Source organism: Ruminococcus sp. XPD3002 (assembly GCA_900119535.1).
Taxonomy (GTDB): domain Bacteria; phylum Bacillota; class Clostridia; order Oscillospirales; family Ruminococcaceae; genus Ruminococcus; species Ruminococcus flavefaciens_H.
In genome coordinates, this window is sequence record FPJT01000003.1 from 154062 (window position 1) to 179185 (window position 25124).

Below are 25124 nucleotides of genomic sequence, written 5' to 3' on the forward strand. Positions count from 1 at the left end.
AAATATAGTATAATATACCTGAAGGGGGAGAATTTTCGGCACGTTCTCTCACTTCATATTTCAAGAAAGCGAGGAATGATAACACATGAAATTCAAGAGTTTTAAACGCTTAGTAAGCGGACTTGCTGCAGGCTTCATCTGTATTGCATCAGTTAATTTTGCAGCAATGAGATCTACCACAGACGCTGCAAACGCAAAAGTCGGTGACACGCTTACTCTGAATGGAGCCGGAAGGTTCGCCGAGGAGAACATTGACGGCTACAGCTACGAGATATGGGCTGCCGATACTCCCAACAAGTCCACTATGTATCTGGGCGAGGGAGGTAAATTCAACACTGCATGGAACTGTACAGGTGACAAGGGCAACTTCCTTGCTCGCCGCGGTATGCGTCTCGGAAGCGTGAAGCATTACCAGGATTACGGCAATATCGTATGCGACTTCGACGTTGATTTCAAGCCAAGCCAGGCAGGCAACTCCCGTGTATGCGTCTACGGCTGGACTCAGGAACCGCTCGTGGAATACTACATCGTTGAGGACTGGGCTAACTGGAGACCTCCCGCAGGCGGCGGAAACGGTTCAGGCAACGTTATAGCTCAGGTCGATATCGACGGAAGCACCTACGATATCTACAAGGAATTCCGCAAATCATACACCATCGAAGGCGAAAAGGAATTCGTTCAGTATTTCAGCGTTCGTCACGACCGCAGAGACTCAGGTCAGGTAAGCGTTTCAGAGCACTTCAAGGCATGGGAGGCTAACGGTCTTGAATTGGGTAATATCTATGAGGTGGCGCTCAATATTGAAGGCTGGGAAAGCACAGGTTCCGCAACCGTTAACAAAAACGTCGTTACTATCGGCGGCGAACTCCCCGAGCAGACAACTTCTGCTCCCGTAGAACCTGCTGAGGACGGCTCTTACATCAAGTATAACTTCGACAAGGAGATCGAAGGCTTCACAGGCAGAGGCTCCGCAAGCGTCGAGGTCGATAAGGATAACTACTACGAAGGCGGCGGCTCGATGTTCGTTTCGGGACGTGAGGACAGCTGGCACGGCGCTTCACTTTCACTTCCTTCAAAGATATTCAAACCAGGAGAGACTTACAGCTTCAGTGCCGCTGCACTCCAGAAGAGCGGTGAAGCAACCGAACTGAAAATGACTCTTCAGTACAGCCTCAGCGGCGAGGAAAATTATGACGAGATCGCTCATGTTTCCGCTAAGGACGGTCAGTGGATAAAGATCGAAAACACCGAATACACCATTCCAAATGACGCTACAGGTCTGACGCTCTATTTCGAGGCTCCCGAATCAATGACGGACTTCTATATCGATAACTTCATGGCTGCTGTAAAGGGCACTGAGTCCGATGTAGAAACAGGTGCAGGATATATCAACGGACAGGGTTCACTTGTGCCTGTATCAGGTCTTCTGAGAGGTGACTTCTGTACAGATCAGAAAATCAATTCCTTCGATGTTCTTGCAGGAAGGATATACCTCGTAGAAGCTCAGGCAGATCCTAAGGCTGCTCCTGCTCTTGACGTTTCGGACGTTGACCGCGACGGAAAGTTCGCAATTAACGATATCATCGCACTTGCCAAGTTCATTCTCACAGAGTCTGAAAAATATTAAGCTATAAGCTGACCACAGCCGGAAGTTCCTTCGGGAGCTTCCGGTTTTCTTTATAAAAGCTGCACAAATTCACTCTGCAATTTACAAAAAATTAATATAAAGCACATGAAACGCTATAACTTTCATGTTATCATTAAAATAGATAAATATTTCTCAGATCATTGTATTTGGAGGGTAGAAAAGATGAAAAAATTTATAACACTTATCACTTCGGCAGCACTTGCGGTTACGTCATTTTGTGCCGCCATGCCTGCTTATGCTGAAACAGATAAAGCTGACGAAGCAGCCGGATCCGAAGGTTTCAGCTATACTGTTAATGACGGAAGCGTCGTATTCACAAGCACGAATGATACCTATTTCGTTATCAACTCTGTCACTACAGAATACGACAGCGGCTACAGGGACGATAACGGACTTAACAGTTCATTCGTGTTAACACCTGAGGACGAATCAAGCTTTATAGTAACTGCTGTAACAATCCCCGAGAAGATAATCGAGTACGATATAACCGAAGATATCAAAAACAGCTTCAGTTACTACTGCCCCGAATTCAGGACGTATACTATCGATTACGATAAGAGTTCGGGCATCTCTGTGGAACTTATAGATGATATCGATTTCAACACTTTCGTTGATCTGGACGAACTAACCGCACGATATGCAGAGAGAGACCTTGAATCATACCAGAGCGGTGATCGTGCCGTTTTCAAGCCTTTTACAGTCGTTCCATTTGATGACAGAGAGATACTCAGCACTTTTTATCTTTCATTCATTAAAAACATATTAAAACAACCTTATTATGATTCCTACTATTCTGAGCAAATAAAGGGAACACCTTACTTCAGACACATTGACATGTTCAACGATATAACCGATGAACTTGTCGTAAACTCCGATAACGATATCCTATTCATGTTCATAAAAAATGGTAGTGAAATCGACAAAGATATAGCACATTATCTTGATAAACGATCGGCATATACAGGTTATAAAAAAACACCGTTTGACTATTTGATGAGTAATGACGATATTATTTATAATACAGACAATATAGATGAAAAAATAAATCCTACAGATGACAGCTTTTCAATGCTTGATTATCATGTGTTTTATGATGACATTACTTATACTACATACAGAGTAAATCCTGATATTACTGATGATTTTGTTATAGTAACAAATAACGATTCTTTTAATTATACACAATATAACACAAATTATATCAATGTATCAAATGGCAAATTTAATGGCATAGTTGAACCTAAATGGCCCGTACTTCCCAATCCGCTGCCTCTGCCGCCTCCACCTCCGGAAGGCGATGTAAACTACGATTACGAGGTGAATATCGCTGATCTTCTTTGGCTTGAAAAATACCTCAGCGGCAGATGTGACAATGATGCAGACAGTGCTTTGGATATCAACGACGACGGCAAGGTAAACGTATTCGACCTTGTTGTGCTACGTCAGCTGGTTATGGAGAATATCACATCACAGTACGCTTTCAGCTTCAGAGCCGATGTCACCGACCTTGCTGATTACAAGGCAAACGAAGCCGCAGCCGCAAAGAAGACATACAAGATAACCTCTCCCACAGAGCTGAGCGCTACTCTTAAGCCGCTGTTCAGCGAAACTGTACTGAGAGAAATGGACAAGCGCTATGATAAAAACTTCTTCCAGAAGAATGTTCTTCTTCTCCGTATCGGCAATCAGACCGACAACGGATACATTTCAAGGATATCCGGCATCAAAGTCAGCGACGAGAACGAACTTGATATAACTATCGACCGCTTCGATACAAATTCCGATACAGCTGACGGCATAGTTCTCTATCAGGTTAGCGTCCCGAAGGCTGACTACAGCACGCTAAAAAATATCAACTGGCACGAGCAGATAATAGATGGACCATGGATAGATCCAATGAAAGTAGTTGATATTCCTCTGAACACTTTCTCATTCGGTCTTTATTTGCCGGAGCTTTACCATGAATTATGGGGAGAAAAATATAAAGCGTATTCGCTTGATGAGTTCACTGAGCTTCTGACCACAGAATCAGGTGATTGCTACCTTCCGCAGATCAACGAGAAAGCTGCAACACTTAACAAAACTTTTGCTGACGGTGAAAAAATTACTTTCGATGAGAACCTGTTCAAGGATAACTTCGTATACTTCTACGTCAGCACAGAGCCGATAGATGAAACTTACTTCTGTGAATACACAGATGGAAACAATACTCTCACAATAAACAACTGTTCGTCTTTAGGATTCGGCGACACTGTCAATGAATTCCTCAATGTTTTCATCATCCCTAAAACTGTAGACAAGGATGCGGAAATTGTAATGGATACACACAAGCAGGTCAACTATCGGATAATCACCCTCAAGAATCGAAGTTCAATAAACGACCTTGGTCCTTTCACCACATTCGTTGACAGCAGCAAGAATTACAACAGGTATATTAATGTCTCCAAACACACATTCGGTGATACAAGCTCAGTCGCATTCTATACATTCCAGATACCAAGCCTCGGAGTTCCTGCAAACAACAGCTTCCTTCATGAGCTTCCGATAAAGGAGGGAACCGCTCCCTTCGCCTGCGATAAGCTGATCTACGATGCTCCCCTCAGCGGAGATAACTACACTATCACTTTTGACACTCCTTCCGGAGACATCGAGCTGACTTCCGACGATTTCCTTGAATACCGCGGCTATCGTCTCAGCTATTCAGGCAACTACAGCATTACAGAAATGTTCAAATAAAAAATCCCCCCCCAGACATGACGGTTTACCGCTGTCTGTGGGGGTTCTCGCGTTGCACGAAAAATTTCCCGAAAATTTTTTCAGATTTTGCTTCGACATTTTCATGTGTCGATGCGACTAATAAATAGAACAGCTTTTAAAGCTGATCTACCGAAAGGAGGTCTGTATGGATAACGGTGCAAGTAGCTACCTCCGTTTTCTTTCGGGTGACAAAGACGGTCTCGCTGATATCATACGTAATTACCGCGACGGCCTTGTTCTTTACATCAACAGCATTGTCGGAAATATCATCGCTGCTGAAGAGATCATGGAAGATACTTTTGTCAAGCTCTATGTCGATAAACCTAAGTTCAAAGGCAAAAGCTCCTTCAAAACCTGGCTCTACTCAATAGCAAGATTCACTGCAATAGACTATATCAGAAAGCATCCTTCAGACCTTTACACTCAGCTCGAGGCTGCATCAGGTGTAGCCGACAATGCCGATCTTGAAAAAAGAGCAATTAAAAATGAGGAGAAGCGTGCCCTGCATAAGGCACTTCAGAAACTTAAACCCGAATACGAACAGGCGCTTTATCTTACTTATTTTGAGGATTTCTCAAACCGTGAAACAGCCGATATTATGAAAAAAACCGAGAAGCAGATACGTGATCTGCTCTATCATGCAAGAAAGGCTCTTAAAACAGAACTTGATAAGGAGGGCTTTGTGTATGAAAAGCTATGACGAAACTATCGCCAGCGTTATCGCAAAGGGTGACAGTATAATTGAACACAGACGATTACGTGCCGCAAGGATCAGAAGAACTACTGCTGCTGTTTCGGGACTCTGCGCTGCTGCTGTTATCGGTTTAGGTATCCATAACCTTAAGGATGTGGATCCATCGCCCAAGCCGTTTGAAATGAACAGCCATGATATTGAAATATCGGAAACAGTTTCTACGGAACTTGCCACAGATGCGGCAGATATCGTCTCTCCAACCAGAGCGCCGGAAGGTGTGAGCCGCGAAAGCTCACATAATACCCGAACTGTTCAGGGACCTCCTGCCGCAAGGGAAAACAGTACCGCGGCAGTCAAACAGAATGATCATTCAAACACAGTGAAGCCTTACGTTCCGCAGCAAGAGAGCGCAGACGATCATATCGCCGATACCCCCTCCCCTGTGAATGGCGTAAACGCTCCCACGCCCGTAAATACAATGCCTGCGGAAACACAGGTGCAAGTAACTGTTACGACCGCCGATCAGAATGCGGTCATCGATACCGAAAGGAGAATTTATATGAAAAAGTTTACTTCAATGCTGACTGCTTTATCTCTCAGCGCACTCAGTATGCCGTTCACTTCAACAGCCGCAGAACTAATCCTTCCACCTGAAATAGATCCAAACAATACATTCGGCTATACCAACCACTCTGTTTACCTGTTCGAGGATGAAATAATCGACTATACAAAGTTCCAGAACGGAGAACTCGAAACTGACGTAAACGGCGACGGCAAATTCGACCTTCTCGACTGCTATGAAGTTTTCACTATTCAGGATGAAGAAGTACACCTTAACCCGGACGTGAACCTCAGCATCACTGAGGATGACCTCAAAGACTATGAGAACCTCCTTAACTACTACCTCATTACTCACGACATCACAGCAGATATAGTAACTCCGGAATACTACAACGATCCTTACTTCACTGATAATGTATATGTTGATGCAAAACATAGCATCTGGCATCAGTACTACAAAGAAGATGAGCAGTTCATAAAGGCTATGAACGAGATGTTCGCTTACCGTATCTGCGGAAGCCTCACTCTCCTTCCTAACGGCTATACTCTCTTCGAGGATATGATGGATAAGGGTATTCTCGACCTCGACTTCGACAGCGACGGCACCCTTACTCCTGCCGACATGAACATCTTCGTTACCTACATGAAGGACAGAGAAGAGAATGTTGACAGATACTCCATCCCCACATATCTCAATACTTTCCAGTCATACCATGAAAGCTACAGAGTATTCACCAAGTATCTGAGAGACAAGATCAATGAATCTACTGACATGGTTCACGTTTTCGGTGATTATACATGGGCTGAACAGGATGTACTTCCCGAGGATCAGTTCAACAAGTGTACTGACGCTCTTAACGCTCTTGCAGAGTACGATTTCTTCACAGATTACAGATACTACTACAACAATGAGCCGCTCCTGATCCAGGCAGGCCTCTTAAAGTCACTTGTTGATACAAACAATATTTACTTCTCAGACTACCACGGATATAGCTTGGGCGGCAATGAAGACCTTGATTCATGCTGTGAGTTCTTCTTCCCCGACCTTATCTTCAAGAACATGGAAATGCTCCCCGAGTATTCAGAGGCTTCATACTATGATACCATCCTCCCCGGCGGCGAATCCGAAGTAACTGCTAACGTTATGGACAGATACAGCAAGAAGATAGGCTTCAAGGAGCTTATCCCAGATAACGAACTTGGCAGCCATACTTTGGCTCAGAGAGCTTACGATCAGTTCGTTGAGGACGTTGCAAACGGGCTCCGCAAAGCTCCCGACCTCAACAATGACGGAGTTATGAATTCACTCGATCTTCTCTGGACAGGCGAAATGTACTCGTCTTATGATTATCAGGAATATCCCGGAAGCGACAAGACTAAGTTCACTCCGGAGCAGTGGGAAAACATCAAGACTAACTGCGATTTCAACAACAACGGCATAAGCGGTGACCATGACGACTATTATATTGCTGACATTTATATCATCAATGAGTTCCTCATCAAGAACCCCGATGACATCAGCACACAGACTCTCGTTTCTATCTTCGAGTCTATGGACGAAGAAGCAAATCAGCAGAACCTTGCTATAATGGAATCCGCTGATATAGACCGCTCGGGCGACGCTAACTGCGACGAGGAAACAGGTCTCGCTGACGCTCTCCTCATCCTCCAGAACAACGCTAACAGCGAAAAATATCCTCTCAGCGTAACAGGTAACTTCAACGCTGATATCTACATGACAGGCGACGGCATCACTCCTTTGGACGCTCTCCAGATACAGAAGATAGATGCTAACGTGCCTATAGAATAACGCACTAACGGCTGTTCCCACATACAGCAGTTATACATCGGGGAAAACCTTTCTTTTGAAAAGTTTTCCCCGAACCCTTTTTAAGAGACATTTTGACTAAATAAAGATACAAAAGGAGACCTGCCGAAAGACAGGTCTCCCCTATTTTTACTATTTCTTACCGCTTACCATGTTATCGCTGAGTGGCTGTGTATGTAGAATTCCTCCTGACTGGGCTGCCATGCCTTTTCCTTTGGCGGAAATTCAGCGTCGAAGCGCTCCACAGCTTCCTCGTCCTCACAGCACTTGTCCGCATCACACTGGTGATAGAACCACTTGCGTCCGTCGAGAGCGTCCTCCTTCAGCACCTTTACGAGAAGTGCCGCAGGGAAAATATCTCCCTCGAAACACACGTTGTACTTCTTGCAGCTCTTGTAGCCTCTTGCAACGTAGTTATCGGGATTGCCGAAATTAATAACGGTATCGTATCCCATTTTCTCCGCCAAAGCAAATGTATGCTCAAGAAGTGCCTTTCCGAAGCCTTTTCGCTGGTATTCGGGAAGTACGCAGAGAGGTCCCATAGTGAGTATCTCTTTGGTATTGCCCTGTTCGTCCACAAGCTTGCCCTTGCAGTACATAACGCATCCGACGATCTTACCGTCCATTTCGAGGACGTAATCCAGTTCGGGGATGAAGTCCTCGTGGTCACGCATCATGTGGATAAAATAGTGCTCGGTGCAGCCCGGAACACTGAGGTTCCAGAATGCTTCTCTTGCAAGGTTTTCAACTTCGCGGTAGTCCTTTTCGTTTTCCAAACGGATGATGTAGTCATATTTATTCATTTTTTAATTCCTCCTGAAATAGCTGACAAGACTTACGGGAGGTCTGAGTTGAGATAGTATTTCGCAAACCTCCCGTTTACGCTGCTATCTCCTTTTTAGTATTATTCATCATGCAAATATCTCCTTAAGTTATAATGTAACAGGGTACAAATCTCCTGTTCAATTTCATTGTATCATATCATTTGCTCATTGTCAAGAAGATACCGATATTCTGCGGAAAATTCTGTCACCCGAGACTTTCCGTCCACTTTTTAACGTCCTCCTTTGAAGCGCTTGCAGAGAACCGTCTGCCTGCAAGCTGTTCACCTATTGGAACGAGTGCGGCGATATTTCTCTCACTTGTGGATATTCCGCTGCTTGCAGATGTACAGAACGGGATAACAGTCTTTTCGGAGAAGTCATAGCTTTCAAGGAACGTATCGATGATACGCGGTTCCTGTCCCCACCAGATAGGATAGCCGAGATATACCGTATCATAGGCATCGAGAGAGATCTTCTCACCTGCAATGACAGGACGTACAGACTTGTCGTTCTGCTCCTTGTTTGCACGGCAGTCCGAATTATTGTATTCGATATCCGCATCCGAATAGGGTTCAACAGCCTCGATGACGTAGCTGTCCGCACCTGTGATATCAATAAGGTATTCGGCGATCTTCTCGGTATTGCCTGTTCGTGAGAAATACACAACTATCGTATCTCCGCCTGTATTCGGCTTTTCGGCGAGCTTTTCCCTCATAAGGCACAGGTCAAAGGCATCCCATTTGCCGTCACCGTTAAGGTCATAGGACTTCCCTGAGAGGTCCTTATCCGAAGGCTTCGCAAGAAGGAAATCCTGCAAATCCTGAAGGTCCTCTGCGGTATAAGAGACAGCAACATTTGCGGCAGAATCGGCGTCAGCTTCTGCATAGATGTCTGCGGCAGAAACAGCGGATGAAGTCAAAAGCATCATTCCCGATGCTATCAGCGGTATGATTTTTTTCATGATGAACTCCCTTCTCTGCGGTATTTATTGTGGTTTAAGGCAAGGACGCAAATCCTAACCGTTAATTCTGACATCGTGTCACTATAGTCATTATAGCAGTATTCTGACACAATGTCAATACGTTTCCGCTTTTTTGTCATATTGCACTGTTTACCTCTCCGCAGTTTGTACTGTTCATACAAGTATCGGACGCTTTTACAAAAAACAGAGAGCTTTCTGAAAATCAGAAGCTCTCTGCGGAGTGAAAAGATGTTTTCGGTTTTAAAGGTTTTACTCTGATACGGCAATGAACTTTCTCATCATTATCAGGTCAAAAGCGTCGATACGACCGTTTTCGGAAAGGTCTCCCGCTTTCCAGTCGGTAAGAACGTCTGCGTTCAGCAGGAATTTCTGCATCATTACGAGATCCGCAACATTGAAGCTGCCGTCTGCATTGACGTCACCAACTACCTTTTCGGGAGCCTTTTCAGGTACAGCAGGTTCAAGGATGAACTTCTGTCCGTCGCCGCCCCAGTATTCCCACTGGCAGATATTTGCACCGTCCTCAGTGCTTATCTCGTAAACGTCAGCACAGCTTTTGCCGCCTGATGCCATTGTCAGCAGAGAATATGTGCCGTCCTTGCCGCACTGTATGTTGAACTTCTGGGAGCTGTCCCCCTTGAATTCTGACAGCTTTATGTCTGCGCCATCCTCTGCGGAGCTGTTCTCAACAGTAAGCGCCATGCCGTCGGCAGTCTGAATAGTGTATGTGCCGTCATCCTGCTTTGTTATGTTCCAGTTCCGTGCCTCGCTCTGGACTGCGCTGCCGTTCTTGTCAGCGATATATCTTCCGCTGTTTAAGTTCTTTATCGTATATGTACCGCTTGGAACAGAGGGACGTACAGCCTCTATCTTCCATACCTGACACTCGTACTCCTTATAGGGGTACTGAGCGATATTTCCGCCGTTTTCTTTGGACCACTCGAATACATCAAGTGCGCTCTTGTCTGCGGAGCACTTTGAAACGATGCCGTAATAGCTTCCGCTTTTAACAAGCCTGAAAAGCTGGTTGTCTGCGCCTGTATAGGTCTGTAATTCCACGTTCACGCCGTCCCTTGCGGAATTCTCCGCAACTGCAACACACTTTGATTCGTCGCCCAGTGAAACAATGCGGAAATAGTTATCATCCACCGAAACGAGCCGCCACTGCTGTGCCCAGCTCTTGTTGAAGTCCCACTGCTGAATGTTGGTACCTGCTTCCAGTGCGCCGTCAGGAAGGTCAAGGGAAAGACCGCTGTTCTTGTTTGTTATAAAATAGGTCGCGCCGCTTATGAGGTCGGTTCCGCTGAGCTTCACGGACTTGCTCTTTTCGCCGATAGTTTCGGGAGCCATTACCAGTTCAGCATCTGCGTTTGTATAGTCCGCAAGTGAAGCTCTTTCGCTTCCCGAGTATTGCTTGTTCTGAGCGCCCCATACAGTCTGATTGTTGCTTCCGACTGCCGTAAAGGACATTACCTTTGTACCTTTTTCATTCTCGGCTGCAATGAAGTAACCGCTGTAACGCTGATTTCCGATAGTAAGTGTAGCCTCAGCACTGTCCGCAGCCTGTTCCCACTTGCCCGAAACTGCACCAGAGATAGTATGGTCGGCATTGAGCTTTATACTCTGATAGTTTATGCGATCGCCGTTTGTACCGTTTCCGTGGTTGATATACTCGTAATCGCCCACAATATCGGCTTCTTCATAACCGCCCTCGGAGATATGGTCGCCGCCGTACTCAAATGGAGTAACAACAGGCCAGCCGTCCTCGTTGAAGAACATTTCGTGAACTCTTACCTGATGCATATTGCTGTTCTCGAAACGTGTGTGATAAAACAGATACCACCTTCCGTCATCGTCGTGAAGAACGGAGTTGTGACCGGGAGCAAAATACGCTGAATCGAGAGTGCTGAACTTGTAGTTTCCCATGACCTTGACGCCTACACTGTCGAGGTTTGTAGAGGGTTCAAGCACCGCATTTCTGCCTGCGGCATCAGTAAAGGGACCTGTGGGACTCTTTGAACGTGAAACCCGCATATTGTAACCGCCGTCCCAGTTAAGACCGCCGTATGTGGTCCAGAGATAATAGTAGCCGTTATCAGGCTCATATTCGATGAAGGGACCTTCGCCCGATTTGCCGTAACCGCCTGCTATTTTGATACCGAAGTAGCTGTCCACCATACGTCCGTCAGGTGTAGTACCTGTTTTCGGGTGGATAACACGTCCTGTTGCCGCATCTATCTCCAGTGTGAAGATTCCGCCCGACCACGAACCGTAAGTCATGTACATCTTACCGTCAGTGCCATAGTAGATAGTAGGATCGATAGCGTTCGGGAAAAGCTGGTTGTTGAAATTGTTTCCGCTGAACCAGCTGTTGTTCATCGTCACCTCACCTTTGCTGATAAGATCGTCCACATTGGTCGAGGTATACTTCTTGTTGACGTTCTTGGTAGCGCTGGTCACATACTGATCGTTTTGGGTGAAACCCGAGTAGATAAGTGTATCACCGAATGTATACGGTCCCTGTATATTCTTCGATGTGGCAAAGCATATTACCGATCTGATATAGGTCGAGGAGGTGCAGAAATACATGACGTATGCGCCTGTTGTACCGTCAGCGTTGCGGAAATCGGGATTCCAGATAACATCGGGTGCCCATACTGCAAATCCGCCTGCACAGTCCTCTAAGTCCTCGCCGCTCCATGCGAAAGCCTTTTTCAGGTTGTCCGAGAGGTTACCGAACTCCACGTTATTCGTCCTTGCGTAGCCGTTTGAAAAACGTGTCCAGTTCTGAAGATCGTTTGTTTTAGCTGCCTCGATGTGCGAACCGAAGATGTAATAGGTGCTGCCGTCCTTGATAACAGAGGGATCATGGACTGAAACACGTGCTTTGTCCGCAGCTGCGACCGCTTCTAACTCTGATGCGGGAAGGTTTGAGGGAACCAGCAGCATCGCACCTGTGAGGGCAAGTGCGGCAGCTTTTCTTAAAAGCATAGTTTTCATAGTAAACTCCTTTCAAAGTACATTGCCTATATAAAGTACCTTAATTATATATATAATACAATAAAACAAGCTGAATGTAAATGACCTATCATACCCTTTATATAACTTTTTATGTCATTATGAAAGTCGGAGCAATAACTGAAAAAACCTGACATGTCACTCACTGGTTACGCAAACCTGTAATAGTGAGCCATGTCAGGCTGATGATCGGGAAGAAAAGTTATATTCACGCAAACAGCGCTTTAAGACGCTTCATTGCTTCTTCGGTGTTTTTACGGTCGTTGAACGCAGTAAGGCGAAACCAGTTGTCTCCGTTTTTGCCGAATCCTGCCCCGGGAGTACCAACAACTTCCGCTTTTTCAAGGAGATAGTCAAAGAACTCCCAGCTGTTCATGCCGAATGGACACTCGAACCAGATATACGGCGAATTTATTCCTCCTGTAAAACGGATGCCGAGCTCTGAAAGAGTATCGGATATGATACGTGCGTTTTCCATGTAAAGGGAAGTCATAGCCTTTGTTTCCTTCTGTCCCTCGTCGGTAAATACCGCAGCCGCAGCACGCTGTATCACGTAGGGTACGCCGTTGAATTTCGTACACTGACGGCGGTTCCACATCTTGTTGAGACTCATGGTCACGCCTTCCGAGCTGACGGAGGTAATGAACTTCGGTACTATTGTATAGCCGCATCTTGTACCTGTGAAGCCTGCTGTTTTTGAGAGGGAGCAGAACTCCACTGCACAGCTTTTTGCACCCTCTATCTCGTATATGGAGTGGGGCAGAGAATCATCCGATACGAAGGTCTCATAGGCGGAATCAAAGAGAATAACTGCATCGTTTTCAAGGGCATAGTCCACCCACTCACGAAGCTGTTCCCTGTTGTAGCATGCACCTGTGGGATTGTTCGGAGAGCAGATGTAAATGATATCTGCGTGGACATTCCTGTCGGGCATGGGAAGGAAATCGTTCTCTGCTGTTCCGTTGATATAGACGATGTTCCTGCCGTTCATGGTGTTGGTGTCCACGTAGACGGGGTACACGGGATCGGGTATCAGCACGGTATTGTCCCTGCTGAAAAGGTCGGTGATATTTCCTGTATCGGACTTTGCACCGTCGGAAACAAATATCTCATCCTCGTCCAGTTCAACTCCGAAGCTGCGGTAATGAACTGCTATCGCCTGTCTCAGGAAGTCATATCCCTGTTCGGGACCGTATCCCCTGAATGTCTCTGACATGCCCATTTCATCGGCGGCAGAGTGCATTGCTTCGATGACAGTACGTCCCAGAGGCAGCGTTACATCCCCGATGCCGAGACGTATAACGTCAGCTTCGGGGTGATTCTCCTTGTATGTGCTTACTCTCTTCGCAACCTCGCTGAACAGGTAGCTTTCTTTCAGTTCAAGAAAATTCTCGTTAAACTTTGCCATAATATCCTCCGTTATATTTCGCCGTCAAATACAAATTCTGCGGGACCTGTCATGTAGATGTGACCGTCCGATTCCTTCCACTCTATGCTGAGTTCGCCGCCCAGAAGCTCCACACGCACTTTCTCACGGGGACAGATACCGTTGAGACATGCAGCCGCTACAGTTGCACAGGTACCCGTTCCGCAGGCAAGTGTCTCACCTGCTCCTCGCTCCCATACTCTCATTTTCAGGTGGGTGGGAGATATGACTTCTGCAAACTCGATATTCGCCTTCCGCGGGAAGTGTTCGTCAACTTCAAGCACCTTTCCGTAACGCTCAACGTCGAACAGTTTTACGTCCTCGTTAATAAATGTTACAGCGTGAGGGTTTCCCATAGATACACAGGTGAATGTGAAATCACGTCCGCAGGCTGCGATTTCAAGGTCCGTAACGGGAGAGGTCTCTGCAATTACGGGTATTTCGGATGCTTCCGTAACTGGTTCGCCCATATCGACTGTCATTGTACGTGCGATATCGTTTTCGTCCGTATTTATCTCGATGTACTTTATCCCTGCAAGTGTCTCTACGGAAATGCTGCGCTTGTGAATGATATCCCTGTCATAAACGTACTTCGCAACGCATCTTATGGCATTTCCGCACATCTCGGACTCGCTTCCGTCGGAATTGAACATACGCATACGGCAGTCCGCTTTTTCGCTTGGCATTATAAGCACAAGTCCGTCCGAACCGATACCGAAGTGTCTGTCGCTGAGCTTTACGGCTGTCTCACGGGGAGAGTTTACACTCTCCCTGAAACAGTTCACGTATATGTAGTCGTTGCCGCAGCCGTGCATTTTTGTAAATCTCATTGTATCACACTCCGAAAAGCAGTTTATCGTATGCAGGGAATGGCCAGTAAGTCTCAGCCGTTACCGTTTCAGCCTTGTCTGCTGCGGCACGGAGAGCATCCATTGCAGGAAGGACTGTGTCCCGTATGAATTCGGATGCTTCAACTATGACTTCAATAGTTCTGAACTCGGCAACAGCTTTTTCAAGTGCGGATGCAGCGGAATCCATTTCGTCGATGAGGTCGGAAAGCTGTGTAACAAGTCCTGTTTCGTACTTGCAGGCTGCTTTTGATACGCTCTTCTTGACCGATACTGCCGAAGCTGTATCTGCTGCAAATTTAGCTACAGCAGGTATTATCTCCTTGCGAGCCATGTCTATCATCGTAACAGCTTCGATGTTCACTGTCTTGATGTAGTTTTCAAGCATTATGTCACGGCGTGAGAATATCTCAGCTTCGGTGAAGATGCCGTGTGATGTGAGCATTTCAACGTTCTTCTTGTCGCAGATATGAGGCATTGCGTCTGCGGTGGTCTTAAGGTTCATAAGTCCGCGCTTTTCTGCCTCGGCTATCCATGCGTCATCGTAGCCGTTGCCGTTGAAGATGATACGCTTATGATCCTTGATAGTCTTGCGAATAAGGTCGTGGAGCGCCTTGTTGAAGTCCTTTGCCTTTTCAAGCTTGTCGGCAAACTGTCTCAGTACCTCTGCAACTGCGGCATTAAGGTGGATATTTGCACAGGAGATGCTGTTTGATGAACCAAGCATACGGAACTCGAACTTGTTGCCTGTGAAAGCAAACGGAGAAGTACGGTTACGGTCTGTGGTGTCCTTGCTGAACTGCGGAAGAACGTCCACTCCCAGCTTCATTTTCTCCTTTGCAGTACCGCCGTAGGGCTTATCCTTCTCGATTGCGTCCAGAACTGCCGTAAGCTCATCGCCCAGAAAGACGGATATAACAGCAGGAGGAGCTTCATTTGCTCCGAGACGGTGATCGTTGCCTGCTGTAGCAACAGAAAGTCTCAGAAGGTCCTGATAATCGTCCACTGCCTTGATGACTGCCGCAAGGAACAGCAGGAACTGTGCGTTCTCGGAAGGTGTCTCGCCCGGAGAGAGAAGATTCTCGCCCTGATCGGTGGATATAGACCAGTTATTGTGCTTGCCCGAACCGTTCACTCCTGCAAAGGGCTTTTCGTGAAGGAGACACACAAGGTTGTGTCGGAGCGCTACCTTCTGCATCACTTCCATAGTGAGCTGATTGTGGTCTGCAGCGATATTCGTTGTATCGTAGATAGGTGCAAGCTCGTGCTGTGCGGGAGCTACCTCGTTGTGCTTGGTCTTTGCAAGGATGCCAAGCTTCCAGAGTTCACGGTCGAGGTCAGCCATATACTCGGCAACTCTCGGCTTGATGGAACCGAAGTAGTGATCGTCCATTTCCTGTCCCTTCGGAGGCATAGCGCCGAAGAGAGTGCGTCCCGTCATGATGAGGTCCTTTCTCTGCTTCCACATATCACGGTCCACAAGGAAGTACTCCTGCTCGGGACCTACGGAAGTCTTTATGCTCTTTACGCTTGTATTGCCGAAGAGCTTCAGTATTCTGAGCGCCTGTTTATTAATTGCTTCCATTGAACGGAGAAGTGGTACCTTCTTGTCAAGTGCTTCACCTGTGTAGGAGCAGAATGCTGTAGGGATATAGAGAGTGCCGTCCTTGATGAAGGCGTATGATGTGGGATCCCATGCTGTATAGCCTCTTGCCTCGAATGTTGCACGGAGTCCGCCCGAAGGGAATGATGAAGCATCAGGTTCGCCCTTTACAAGCTCCTTGCCCGAGAACTCCATTATAACTCTGCCGTCAGGTGCGGGAGATATGAAGCTGTCGTGCTTTTCGGCTGTAACACCTGTCATCGGCTGGAACCAGTGAGTGTAGTGTGTAGCGCCCTTTTCTATCGCCCAGTCCTTCATAGCTGCCGCAACTGCATTTGCTACGGATATATCCAGCGGTGTGCCCCTGTCGATAGTCCTCTTAAGTGACTTGTATACCTTCTCAGAAAGCGTTGCCTTCATTATCCTGTCATCGAACACCATTGAGCCGAAATATTCAGTTACCTTTTCCATAATTTAGTCCTCCTTATTTTCAAGCGATGCTTTTATAAAATCCGCAAAAAGCTTGTGCGGTTTGTTTGGTCTTGATTTGAATTCGGGGTGGAACTGCACTCCCACGAACCACGGATGCTCGGGAAGCTCTACTATCTCCACCAGCTTTTCATCAGGGGAAAGACCTGCGATGTGAAGTCCGTTTGAAGTAAGTACCTTGCGGTATGCGTTGTTGAACTCGTAACGGTGGCGGTGACGCTCGTATATAAGCTCGTCACCGTAGATACTGCGGCATCTTGTATCCTCCCCAAGCTTGCATGGGTAAAGTCCGAGGCGCATCGTTCCGCCCTTCTGGTCAATATTCCTCTGTTCGTCCATAATGTCTATGACGGGATAGGGAGTCTCGCCGAATTCCGCAGAATTTGCACCTGCAAGTCCGCAGACGTTCCTTGCATACTCGATAACGGACATCTGCATTCCGAGACATATACCGAAAAATGGTACCTTGTTCTCACGGGCATAGCGTATGGACTCTATCATGCCCTCAACTCCCCTGTGTCCGAATCCTCCGGGAACGATGATGCCGTCACATTCCGCAAAAACAGATGCGGCGTTCTCTGCGGTCACTTCCTCGGAGTCTATCCACTTTATCTCAACGGCTGCATCATTGACTATGCCGCCGTGTCGGAGCGCCTCTGCTACCGAAAGGTAGGCATCGTGGAGCTCCACATATTTTCCTGCAAGTCCTATAGTTACATTTTTGTGAGCGTTCTCTGCACGGTGTACCATTTCCGTCCATTCGGTCAGGTCAGGAGCATTGTCTTTTATCCCGAGGTGACGGCAAACAGAATGAGCAAGTCCCTCATCTTCGAGCCAGAGCGGAACTTCGTACAGCGACGGAGCTGTGAGGTTCTGGATAACGTCCTCCTTGCGGATATTGCAGAAGAGCGCTATCTTCTCAGCCATGTCGTCGGGGATGCGTTTTTCCGTGCGGCAGACGATGATATCAGGCTGTATGCCTATGGAGAGAAGCTCCTTTGTGGAGTGCTGTGTGGGCTTGGATTTAAGCTCCTCAGAACCTGCAATGTACGGCACAAGGGTCACATGTATGTAGCACACATTTTCACGTCCCTGTTCCGTACCTACCTGACGTATCGCCTCGAGAAAGGGTGTGGACTCGATATCGCCTACGGTTCCGCCAATCTCGGTTATTACAACGTCTGCACCTGCTTCATTTGCGGCACTGTATACCCTGTCCTTTATCTCGTTGGTGATGTGAGGGATGACCTGCACGGTACCGCCGAGATAGTCGCCGCGGCGCTCCTTTGTAATGACGTTCCAGTATATCTTTCCCGTTGTTACGTTGGAGTGGACCGAAAGATTCTCGTCCACGAAACGCTCGTAGTGACCGAGGTCAAGGTCGGTCTCGGCACCGTCATCCGTTACGAATACCTCACCGTGCTGGAAGGGGGACATTGTACCCGGATCCACGTTGATATAGGGATCGAATTTCTGTATAGTCACCTTATATCCGCGCTGTTTGAGAAGTCTTCCCAGTGAAGCCGCTGTGATACCTTTGCCGAGTCCCGAAACGACTCCGCCTGTTACAAAAATGAACTTTGACATTTGTTTATGCTCCTTGAAATACATTTATGATAAAGACAGTCTGCGGACAGGGGGAGAAAATTATTATGTCCGCAGACGCCCTTGTCAGCTTATGCTTTTTCCCATTCTGCCGAATCGTGGAGAGCGTTGTAGCCTTCCTCGCCTGTTCTAATCTTAATGACGTTCTCGATATCATAGATGAACATCTTTCCGTCGCCGTAGTTGCCTGTATAGAGTGCCGATTTAGCTGCTGCAACGACCTTTTCAACAGGTACCGCACAGACTGCTATCTCAGCCTTTACCTTCGGAAGCAGGTTCATTTCAACTGTAGTTCCGCGGTAGTAGTGACGCTGTCCGTTCTGCATTCCGCAGCCGAGAACGTTCGTGACCGTGATGCCCTTTACGTCTATAGCCTCCATAGCCTCGATGAAGTTCTGGAGCTTCTGCTGCTTGAATACCACTACGATGTTGGTCATCTTAGGTCTGCCGTCAGGTGCAGGTGCGGAGTAGTTCTCAACCACAACAGCCTGATCAACGGGTATCTTCGGAGCCTCGGGAGTACCTACCTTCTTGACGCTCTTTGCATCGTCCTTTGTATAGCCGTGAACTGATGCATCACTCATTGCCGGAGCGAAGTCAGCATAGGATGAAACGAGTCCGTGCTCTGTGATGTCAAGACCGAGAATCTCTTCCTGCTCGGAAGCTCTGAGTCCCAGTACCTTTTTAATGATTGCGAATGTAATGATTATTGTAACTGCTGCCCATGCTGCTACAGATACGAAGCCGAGGAGCTGTAAACCGAGCTGCTCGAATCCGCCGCCGTAGAAAAGTCCCTCAGCCTTTATGCCGCCGCTTTCAAGCTGGATAGCATATCCGGGAGAAGTCTCTGTTGCGAAAAGTCCCACTGCGATAGTACCCCAGATGCCGTTCATCATGTGTACTGCTACTGCACCTACAGGATCATCGATGTGGAGCTTGTGGTCAAGGAGCCATACTCCGAAGCATACAAGGAATCCCGATACGATGCCTACGACAGCTGCACCTGCACAGTCCATAACGTCACAGCCTGCTGTGATGCCGACCAGTCCTGCAAGGGATGCGTTGAGACACATTGAAACGTCAGGCTTGCCGTATTTAAGCCATGTGAAGATCATACATGTAACTGTTGCAACAGCAGGTGCTACTGTAGTTGTAAGGAAAATTGAATCAAGCTGTCCGACTGTTGAAGCTGCGGCAGGGTTAAAACCGTACCAGCCGAACCACAGGATGAATACGCCCAGTGCGCCGATAGCGAGGTTGTGTCCGGGGATAGCGTTTGCCTTTATCTCGCCGTCCTTTGTCTTAGTGAACTTGCCTATTCTCGGACCTACGAAGATCGCACCGATAAGGGCACAAACTCCGCCTACCATATGTATAGCACATGAACCCGAAAGATCATGGAATCCGAGCTGTGCAAGCCAGCCGCCGCCCCATATCCAGTGAGCTTCGATAGGATAGATGAGTGCGCTTATGATGCCCGAGTATACACAGTAGGAAAGGAATTTCGTTCTCTCAGCCATTGCTCCCGATACGATCGTTGAAGTCGTCGCACAGAACACAAGGTTGAATATGAACTGATCCCACTGGAAGTTGCTGTAGGATGTGAAGATATCGAAACCGGGCTGTCCGATGAAGCCGAGAAGGTCCTCGCCGAACATAAGTCCGAAGCCTATGAGAATGAACATTACTGTACCTATACAGAAGTCCATAAGGTTTTTCATGATGATATTTCCTGCATTCTTTGCGCGGGTGAAACCTGTCTCCACCATTGCGAAGCCTGCCTGCATGAAGAATACAAGCGAAACTGCGATCATAAACCATACGCCGAATACTGTTTTGTCCGTATAATCAGTCAGTTGTTCTATAATTGTCTGTGCGTCCATAATGACTGCCTCCTTAGGAATTATTACAGCATAAATTATCAAAGGGGTGCAGAAGTCCTGAGACTTCATACACCCCTTTGTGTATGGAATTAGCGCTATAAACCAAAAAAAGAGAGCTACGGATAACTTATCCGCAGCTCCCTTGCTGTTTACAATGCCATTATATCCCCTTTGGCATGATTTGTCAATAGGTTTTGAGAAATTTGACGTATCGTACATTTTTGTCACTTCGTTAGCAGAAAATAACTGTAAATTTTCAACGAAACCGTCCACAGGACAAAATTTCCTATTGACTTTTCTCCTGCAACGTGTTAATATAGTTGCAGGAACAAGGACGTTTGAGCAGACTATCTGTCTGCCCGAACGTCTTTTTTTATTACATCGGTGCAGATCAATGGCGCTCTGCATCGGAAAGGCAAGTGAACGATATGGATAATTTCAGAAACGAAAGTCCCTATGTTCAGCAGGGACTCTATCATCCCCGTTTTGAACACGATAACTGCGGTATCGGTGCAGTTGTCAATATCAAGGGAGAGCAGTCACGCTATGTTGTGGACAGCGCCCTTACTATAGTTGAAAAGCTGGAACACCGTGCAGGCAAGGATGCCGAGGGCAAAACAGGCGACGGTGTAGGAATACTGGTTCAGATGCCCTACAGCTTCTTTATCGGAGAGACCGGAAAGCTCGGTCACGATATCGGCGGAAAAGGCGATTTCGGCGTTGGAATGTTCTTTTTTCCGCAGAACGAACTGAAACGCGGTCAGGCTATGAAGCTCTTCGAGCTCATAACAGAAAAGAACGGTATGGAGTTCATATGCTGGAGAGAGGTACCCGTATCCGCAGACATTCTCGGACAGAAGGCTCTCGAAAGTATGCCATGCATCATGCAGGGATTCGTAAGACGTCCCGAGGGATGTCCGCAAGGTCTGGACTTCGACCGCAGACTCTTTATCGCAAGGAGAGAGTTCGAGCAGTCCGACGAGAACACATACGTATGCTCACTCTCAAGCCGTACAATAGTCTACAAGGGCATGTTTCTGGTTGACGAGCTGAGACGCTTCTACACGGACCTCCAGAGCGAGAATTTCACATCCGCTATCGCTATGGTACACTCCCGTTTCTCCACAAATACCAACCCAAGCTGGCAGAAGGCTCACCCTAACCGCTTCATCGTCCACAACGGCGAGATAAACACTATCACAGGCAATGCGGACAAGATGCTTGCCCGTGAGGAGAGCATGTCCTGCGAGGCTCTTAAAAACGATATGTACAAGATACTCCCTGCAATAAACGTGAACGGTTCGGACTCCGCAAGACTGGATAACGCTCTCGAATTCATGGTGATGTCGGGTATGCCCCTGCCCCTTGCGGTCATGATAACCATTCCCGAACCCTGGAAGAACGACAGGACTATCTCACGCTCCAAATACGACCTTTACCAGTACTACGCTACCATGATGGAGCCCTGGGACGGTCCCGCATCAATAATTTTCTCGGACGGCGATGTTATGGGCGCTGTACTGGACAGAAACGGACTTCGTCCCTCACGCTACTGCGTTACAAGCGACGGTTATCTCATCCTCTCATCCGAAACGGGATGCATCGATATACCTGCGGACAAGGTAGTGAAAAAGGACCGCCTCCGTCCCGGTAAAATGCTCCTTGCAGACACGAAGCAGGGACGCATCATCGAGGATGACGAGATAAAGTCCGCATATGCCCTCCGTCAGCCTTACGGCGAGTGGCTGGACGCAAACCTTGTCCGCCTTCACGACCTTCACATTCCAAACAAGGGCGTAAGAACTTACTCTGACGAGGAGCTTTCAAAGCTCTGGAAGGCTTTCGGCTACTCCTATGAGGACATCCGCACTTCTATCCTGCCTATGGCGGAAAAAGGCGCTGAGCCTATAGCATCTATGGGAAGCGATATACCTCTGCCGCCGCTGGACAAGCAGTCCCCGCCCCTTTTCAGCTATTTCCGTCAGCTTTTCGCACAGGTCACCAACCCTCCCTTTGACGCTATCCGTGAGGAGATAGTAACAGATACAAGCGTCTACATCGGCAAGGACGGAAATCTGCTGGAGGAGCGTCCCGAGAACTGTCACGTACTTAAAATTGAGAATCCCATACTCACAGAGACAGACATGCTGAAGATAAAGTCCCTTGACTCCGATGGACTGAAAAGCGCTGTCATCCCCATAACCTACTACATCGGAACTCCACTGGAAAAGGCTATAGACAGGCTTTTCATCGAGGCGGACAAGGCTTACCGCGACGGTGCATCCATACTCATCCTCTCCGACAGAGGCGTGGACGAATTCCACTGTCCTATCCCCTCGCTCCTTGCGGTTTCCGCACTTCAGCAGCACCTTGTTTCCACCAAGAAGCGCACCGCTGTTGCTATGATACTGGAGTCCGCAGAGCCGAGAGAAGTACACCACTTCGCCGCACTTTTAGGCTACGGTGCATGTGCCGTGAACCCCTACCTTGCACACGAGACGATCCGCTCCCTTATAGCTGAGGGTACTCTCGACAAGGACCTCTATGCTGCCGAGGACGATTACAACTCCGCTATCCTCCACGGCATAGTGAAAATAGCCTCAAAAATGGGCATCTCCACAATACAGTCCTATCAGGGAAGCAAGCTCTTTGAAGCAGTCGGCGTATCGGACGAACTGATAAACAGGTATTTTTCGGGAACTGTCAGCCGTATCGGCGGAATTGGTCTCACTGACATAAGCCGCCGCACAGAGAAGCTCCACACTGCCGCTTTCGATCCGCTCGGACTGGCTGTAAATGACAGTATCGGCAGCGCAGGAAGCCACAAGCTCCGCAGCGGAAAGTCCGACCACCTTTATACTCCCGAGACCATACATCTCCTCCAGCAGGCTGCTATGACAGGCAGCTACGAGACTTTCAAGAAGTACACCGAATGTCTCACCCGTGAGGACAACGAGCTTACACTCCGCAGTCTCCTTGATATCAGGTTCGACGAGAACGGCGGTATACCGATAGATGAAGTGGAATCCGTCGAGAGCATCTGCACACGCTTCAAGACGGGAGCCATGTCCTACGGCTCTATATCGCAGGAGGCTCACGAGTGTATGGCTGTTGCTATGAACAGCATCGGCGGTAAGTCCAACAGCGGTGAGGGCGGAGAAAGTCCCGACAGATTAACGTCTGACCGCTGCTCCGCTATAAAGCAGGTTGCTTCGGGACGTTTCGGCGTTACAAGCGAATACCTCGTTTCCGCACAGGAGATACAGATAAAAATGGCTCAGGGCGCTAAGCCCGGCGAGGGCGGACATCTCCCCTCGGGCAAGGTCTATCCGTGGATCGCTAAAACTCGTCATTCCACCGCAGGTGTGGGACTTATCTCACCTCCGCCCCACCACGATATCTACTCTATCGAGGATCTCGCTCAGCTCATCTACGACCTCAAAAACGCCAACGACAAGGCTCGTATCTCCGTAAAGCTCGTTTCAGAGGCAGGTGTGGGTACTGTTGCGGCAGGCGTTGCAAAGGCAGGTGCTCAGGTCATCCTCATTTCGGGATATGACGGCGGAACGGGCGCAGCTCCGAGAAGCTCCATTTACAATGCAGGTCTGCCGTGGGAGCTCGGACTGGCAGAGGCTCATCAGACACTGATGCTCAACGGTCTCCGTTCAAGAGTACGCATCGAAACGGACGGCAAGCTCATGACGGGACGGGACGTACTTGTTGCTGCTCTTCTCGGCGCAGAGGAATTCGGCTTCGCAACAGCTCCACTTGTAACAATGGGATGCGTGATGATGAGAGTCTGCAACCTCGATACCTGTCCGATGGGCATCGCTACACAGAACCCCGAACTGAGAAAGCGTTTCCGCGGCAAACCCGAGTATATCGTCAATTTCATGCACTTCATCGCTCAGGAGCTCCGTGAATATATGGCTAAGCTGGGCATACGCACTGTTGACGAGCTTGTGGGACGCACTGACCTTCTCATCCCCAAAAATGACACTCACGGCATCGACCTCAGCGCAGTCCTCAGCACTTCCGGTCAGGGAAAACAGCATTTCGATCCGGCTGATGTTTACGATTTTGCTCTTGACAGAACTATAGACCGCCGTGTTATAATAAAGAAGCTGGGAAGCGCCCTCAAAAACGGAACTCCAAAGACGATATCAGTGGACGTTGTCAATACGGACCGCTCCGCAGGTACTCTCACAGGTGCAGAGATAACACGCATCCACGGCGAGAACGCTCTCCCTGACGATACCTTCACGGTAAAATGTACAGGCAGCGGCGGACAGTCCTTCGGCGCTTTCATACCGAAGGGACTCACCCTCGAACTCTGCGGCGACAGCAACGATTACTTCGGCAAGGGCCTCTCGGGAGGCAGACTGGTGCTCTATCCTCCAAAGGACTCCGCTTTCAGGGCGGACGAGAATATCATCGTCGGAAACGTTGCACTCTACGGCGCTACATCGGGCAAGGCTTTCATCAACGGCATCGCAGGCGAACGATTCTGCGTAAGGAACTCGGGAGCTGTTGCGGTCTGCGAAGGCACAGGCGACCACGGCTGCGAGTACATGACAGGCGGTCGTGCAGTAATTCTCGGTCGGACGGGCAAGAACTTCGCCGCAGGTATGTCAGGCGGTATCGCATACGTTCTGGACGAGGAGCATGACCTCTACACGCGACTCAACAAGTCCCTTGTATCCCTTGAAGCAGTTACCGCAGAGGAGGATGTATCGGAGCTTAAGGCTATCATCGAAGAACACGCACAGGCTACAGGTTCAGTCAAGGCAAAGGCTATACTCGCCGACTTTGACAGCTATATCCCTCGCTTCAAGAAGATAATACCTCACGATTATGCAAAGATACAGTCAACGGTTGCCGAGCTTGAAAGAGCGGGCGTTAGCAGCGAAAAGGCTGAGATAGAAGCCTTTGAGCTTATCAGAAAGGAGGCGTGAGCC

The 25124-nt window shown here is 48.1% G+C and carries 13 protein-coding genes; 5 read left to right on the plus strand and 8 right to left on the minus strand.

The genetic code is table 11. From position 1 onward, the window contains the following. Window positions 1–85: 85 nt before the first annotated feature. From BT127_RS03685 to BT127_RS03700, 4 genes are all read left to right on the plus strand, one after another. A complete protein-coding gene (locus BT127_RS03685; RefSeq protein ID WP_075423682.1) occupies window positions 86–1627 on the plus strand; it encodes a glycoside hydrolase family 11 protein in 1542 nt (513 codons plus the stop codon). A 183-nt stretch (window positions 1628–1810) separates the two neighbouring features. Continuing rightward, a complete protein-coding gene (locus BT127_RS03690; RefSeq protein ID WP_075423683.1) occupies window positions 1811–4384 on the plus strand; it encodes a dockerin type I domain-containing protein in 2574 nt (857 codons plus the stop codon). A 166-nt stretch (window positions 4385–4550) separates the two neighbouring features. Then, on the plus strand, window positions 4551–5105 hold the full coding sequence (locus BT127_RS03695; RefSeq protein ID WP_075423684.1) for an RNA polymerase sigma factor: 555 nt from the start codon (window positions 4551–4553) through the stop codon (window positions 5103–5105). After that, window positions 5092–7470, plus strand: a complete 2379-nt coding sequence (locus BT127_RS03700) for a hypothetical protein (RefSeq protein WP_075423685.1) — start codon at window positions 5092–5094, stop codon at window positions 7468–7470. Before BT127_RS03695 ends, BT127_RS03700 begins: the two co-directional genes overlap by 14 nt. 164 nt (window positions 7471–7634) lie before the next feature. Here BT127_RS03700 and BT127_RS03705 read toward each other — a convergent pair whose 3' ends face one another. From BT127_RS03705 to BT127_RS03740, 8 genes are all read right to left on the minus strand, one after another. Further along, window positions 7635–8291 (minus strand): GNAT family N-acetyltransferase, encoded by a 657-nt coding sequence (locus BT127_RS03705; RefSeq protein WP_075423686.1) that lies wholly within the window; start codon window positions 8289–8291, stop codon window positions 7635–7637. A 226-nt stretch (window positions 8292–8517) separates the two neighbouring features. Then, the gene (locus BT127_RS03710) at window positions 8518–9273 is read right to left on the minus strand and encodes a flavodoxin (protein WP_082334886.1); all 756 of its coding nucleotides are present in this window, start codon (window positions 9271–9273) and stop codon (window positions 8518–8520) included. Window positions 9274–9543: 270 nt separating this feature from the next. Then, window positions 9544–12294 (minus strand): RICIN domain-containing protein, encoded by a 2751-nt coding sequence (locus BT127_RS03715; RefSeq protein WP_075423687.1) that lies wholly within the window; start codon window positions 12292–12294, stop codon window positions 9544–9546. A gap of 226 nt (window positions 12295–12520) precedes the next feature. Continuing rightward, window positions 12521–13720 (minus strand): LL-diaminopimelate aminotransferase, encoded by a 1200-nt coding sequence (locus BT127_RS03720; RefSeq protein WP_075423688.1) that lies wholly within the window; start codon window positions 13718–13720, stop codon window positions 12521–12523. Between the two features lie 11 nt (window positions 13721–13731). Beyond that, window positions 13732–14568, minus strand: a complete 837-nt coding sequence (gene dapF, locus BT127_RS03725) for a diaminopimelate epimerase (protein ID WP_075423689.1) — start codon at window positions 14566–14568, stop codon at window positions 13732–13734. Window positions 14569–14572: 4 nt separating this feature from the next. After that, complete coding sequence (locus BT127_RS03730; RefSeq protein WP_075423690.1) at window positions 14573–16660, minus strand: glutamine synthetase III family protein; 2088 nt, start codon at window positions 16658–16660, stop codon at window positions 14573–14575. Window positions 16661–16663: 3 nt separating this feature from the next. Beyond that, a complete protein-coding gene (gene pyrG / locus BT127_RS03735; protein ID WP_075423691.1) occupies window positions 16664–18265 on the minus strand; it encodes a CTP synthase in 1602 nt (533 codons plus the stop codon). Window positions 18266–18354: 89 nt separating this feature from the next. Then, a complete protein-coding gene (locus tag BT127_RS03740; protein WP_075423692.1) occupies window positions 18355–20166 on the minus strand; it encodes an ammonium transporter in 1812 nt (603 codons plus the stop codon). A gap of 428 nt (window positions 20167–20594) precedes the next feature. On the opposite strand from BT127_RS03740, the gene gltB reads away from it, so the two are divergent. Next, window positions 20595–25121, plus strand: a complete 4527-nt coding sequence (gene gltB / locus BT127_RS03745; protein WP_075423811.1) for a glutamate synthase large subunit — start codon at window positions 20595–20597, stop codon at window positions 25119–25121. Window positions 25122–25124: the final 3 nt, after the last annotated feature.

Bases quoted from the DNA above. Each gene is read 5' to 3' on its own strand.
- BT127_RS03740 (WP_075423692.1), bottom strand. From the start codon at position 20,166: ATGGACGCACAGACAATTATAGAACAACTGACTGATTATACGGACAAA.
- BT127_RS03700 (WP_075423685.1), top strand. From the start codon at position 5,092: ATGAAAAGCTATGACGAAACTATCGCCAGCGTTATCGCAAAGGGTGAC.
- BT127_RS03690 (WP_075423683.1), top strand. From the start codon at position 1,811: ATGAAAAAATTTATAACACTTATCACTTCGGCAGCACTTGCGGTTACG.
- BT127_RS03685 (WP_075423682.1), top strand. From the start codon at position 86: ATGAAATTCAAGAGTTTTAAACGCTTAGTAAGCGGACTTGCTGCAGGC.
- BT127_RS03720 (WP_075423688.1), bottom strand. From the start codon at position 13,720: ATGGCAAAGTTTAACGAGAATTTTCTTGAACTGAAAGAAAGCTACCTG.
- BT127_RS03715 (WP_075423687.1), bottom strand. From the start codon at position 12,294: ATGAAAACTATGCTTTTAAGAAAAGCTGCCGCACTTGCCCTCACAGGT.
- BT127_RS03730 (WP_075423690.1), bottom strand. From the start codon at position 16,660: ATGGAAAAGGTAACTGAATATTTCGGCTCAATGGTGTTCGATGACAGG.
- pyrG (WP_075423691.1), bottom strand. From the start codon at position 18,265: ATGTCAAAGTTCATTTTTGTAACAGGCGGAGTCGTTTCGGGACTCGGC.
- BT127_RS03705 (WP_075423686.1), bottom strand. From the start codon at position 8,291: ATGAATAAATATGACTACATCATCCGTTTGGAAAACGAAAAGGACTAC.
- BT127_RS03710 (WP_082334886.1), bottom strand. From the start codon at position 9,273: ATGAAAAAAATCATACCGCTGATAGCATCGGGAATGATGCTTTTGACT.
- BT127_RS03695 (WP_075423684.1), top strand. From the start codon at position 4,551: ATGGATAACGGTGCAAGTAGCTACCTCCGTTTTCTTTCGGGTGACAAA.
- dapF (WP_075423689.1), bottom strand. From the start codon at position 14,568: ATGAGATTTACAAAAATGCACGGCTGCGGCAACGACTACATATACGTG.
- gltB (WP_075423811.1), top strand. From the start codon at position 20,595: ATGGATAATTTCAGAAACGAAAGTCCCTATGTTCAGCAGGGACTCTAT.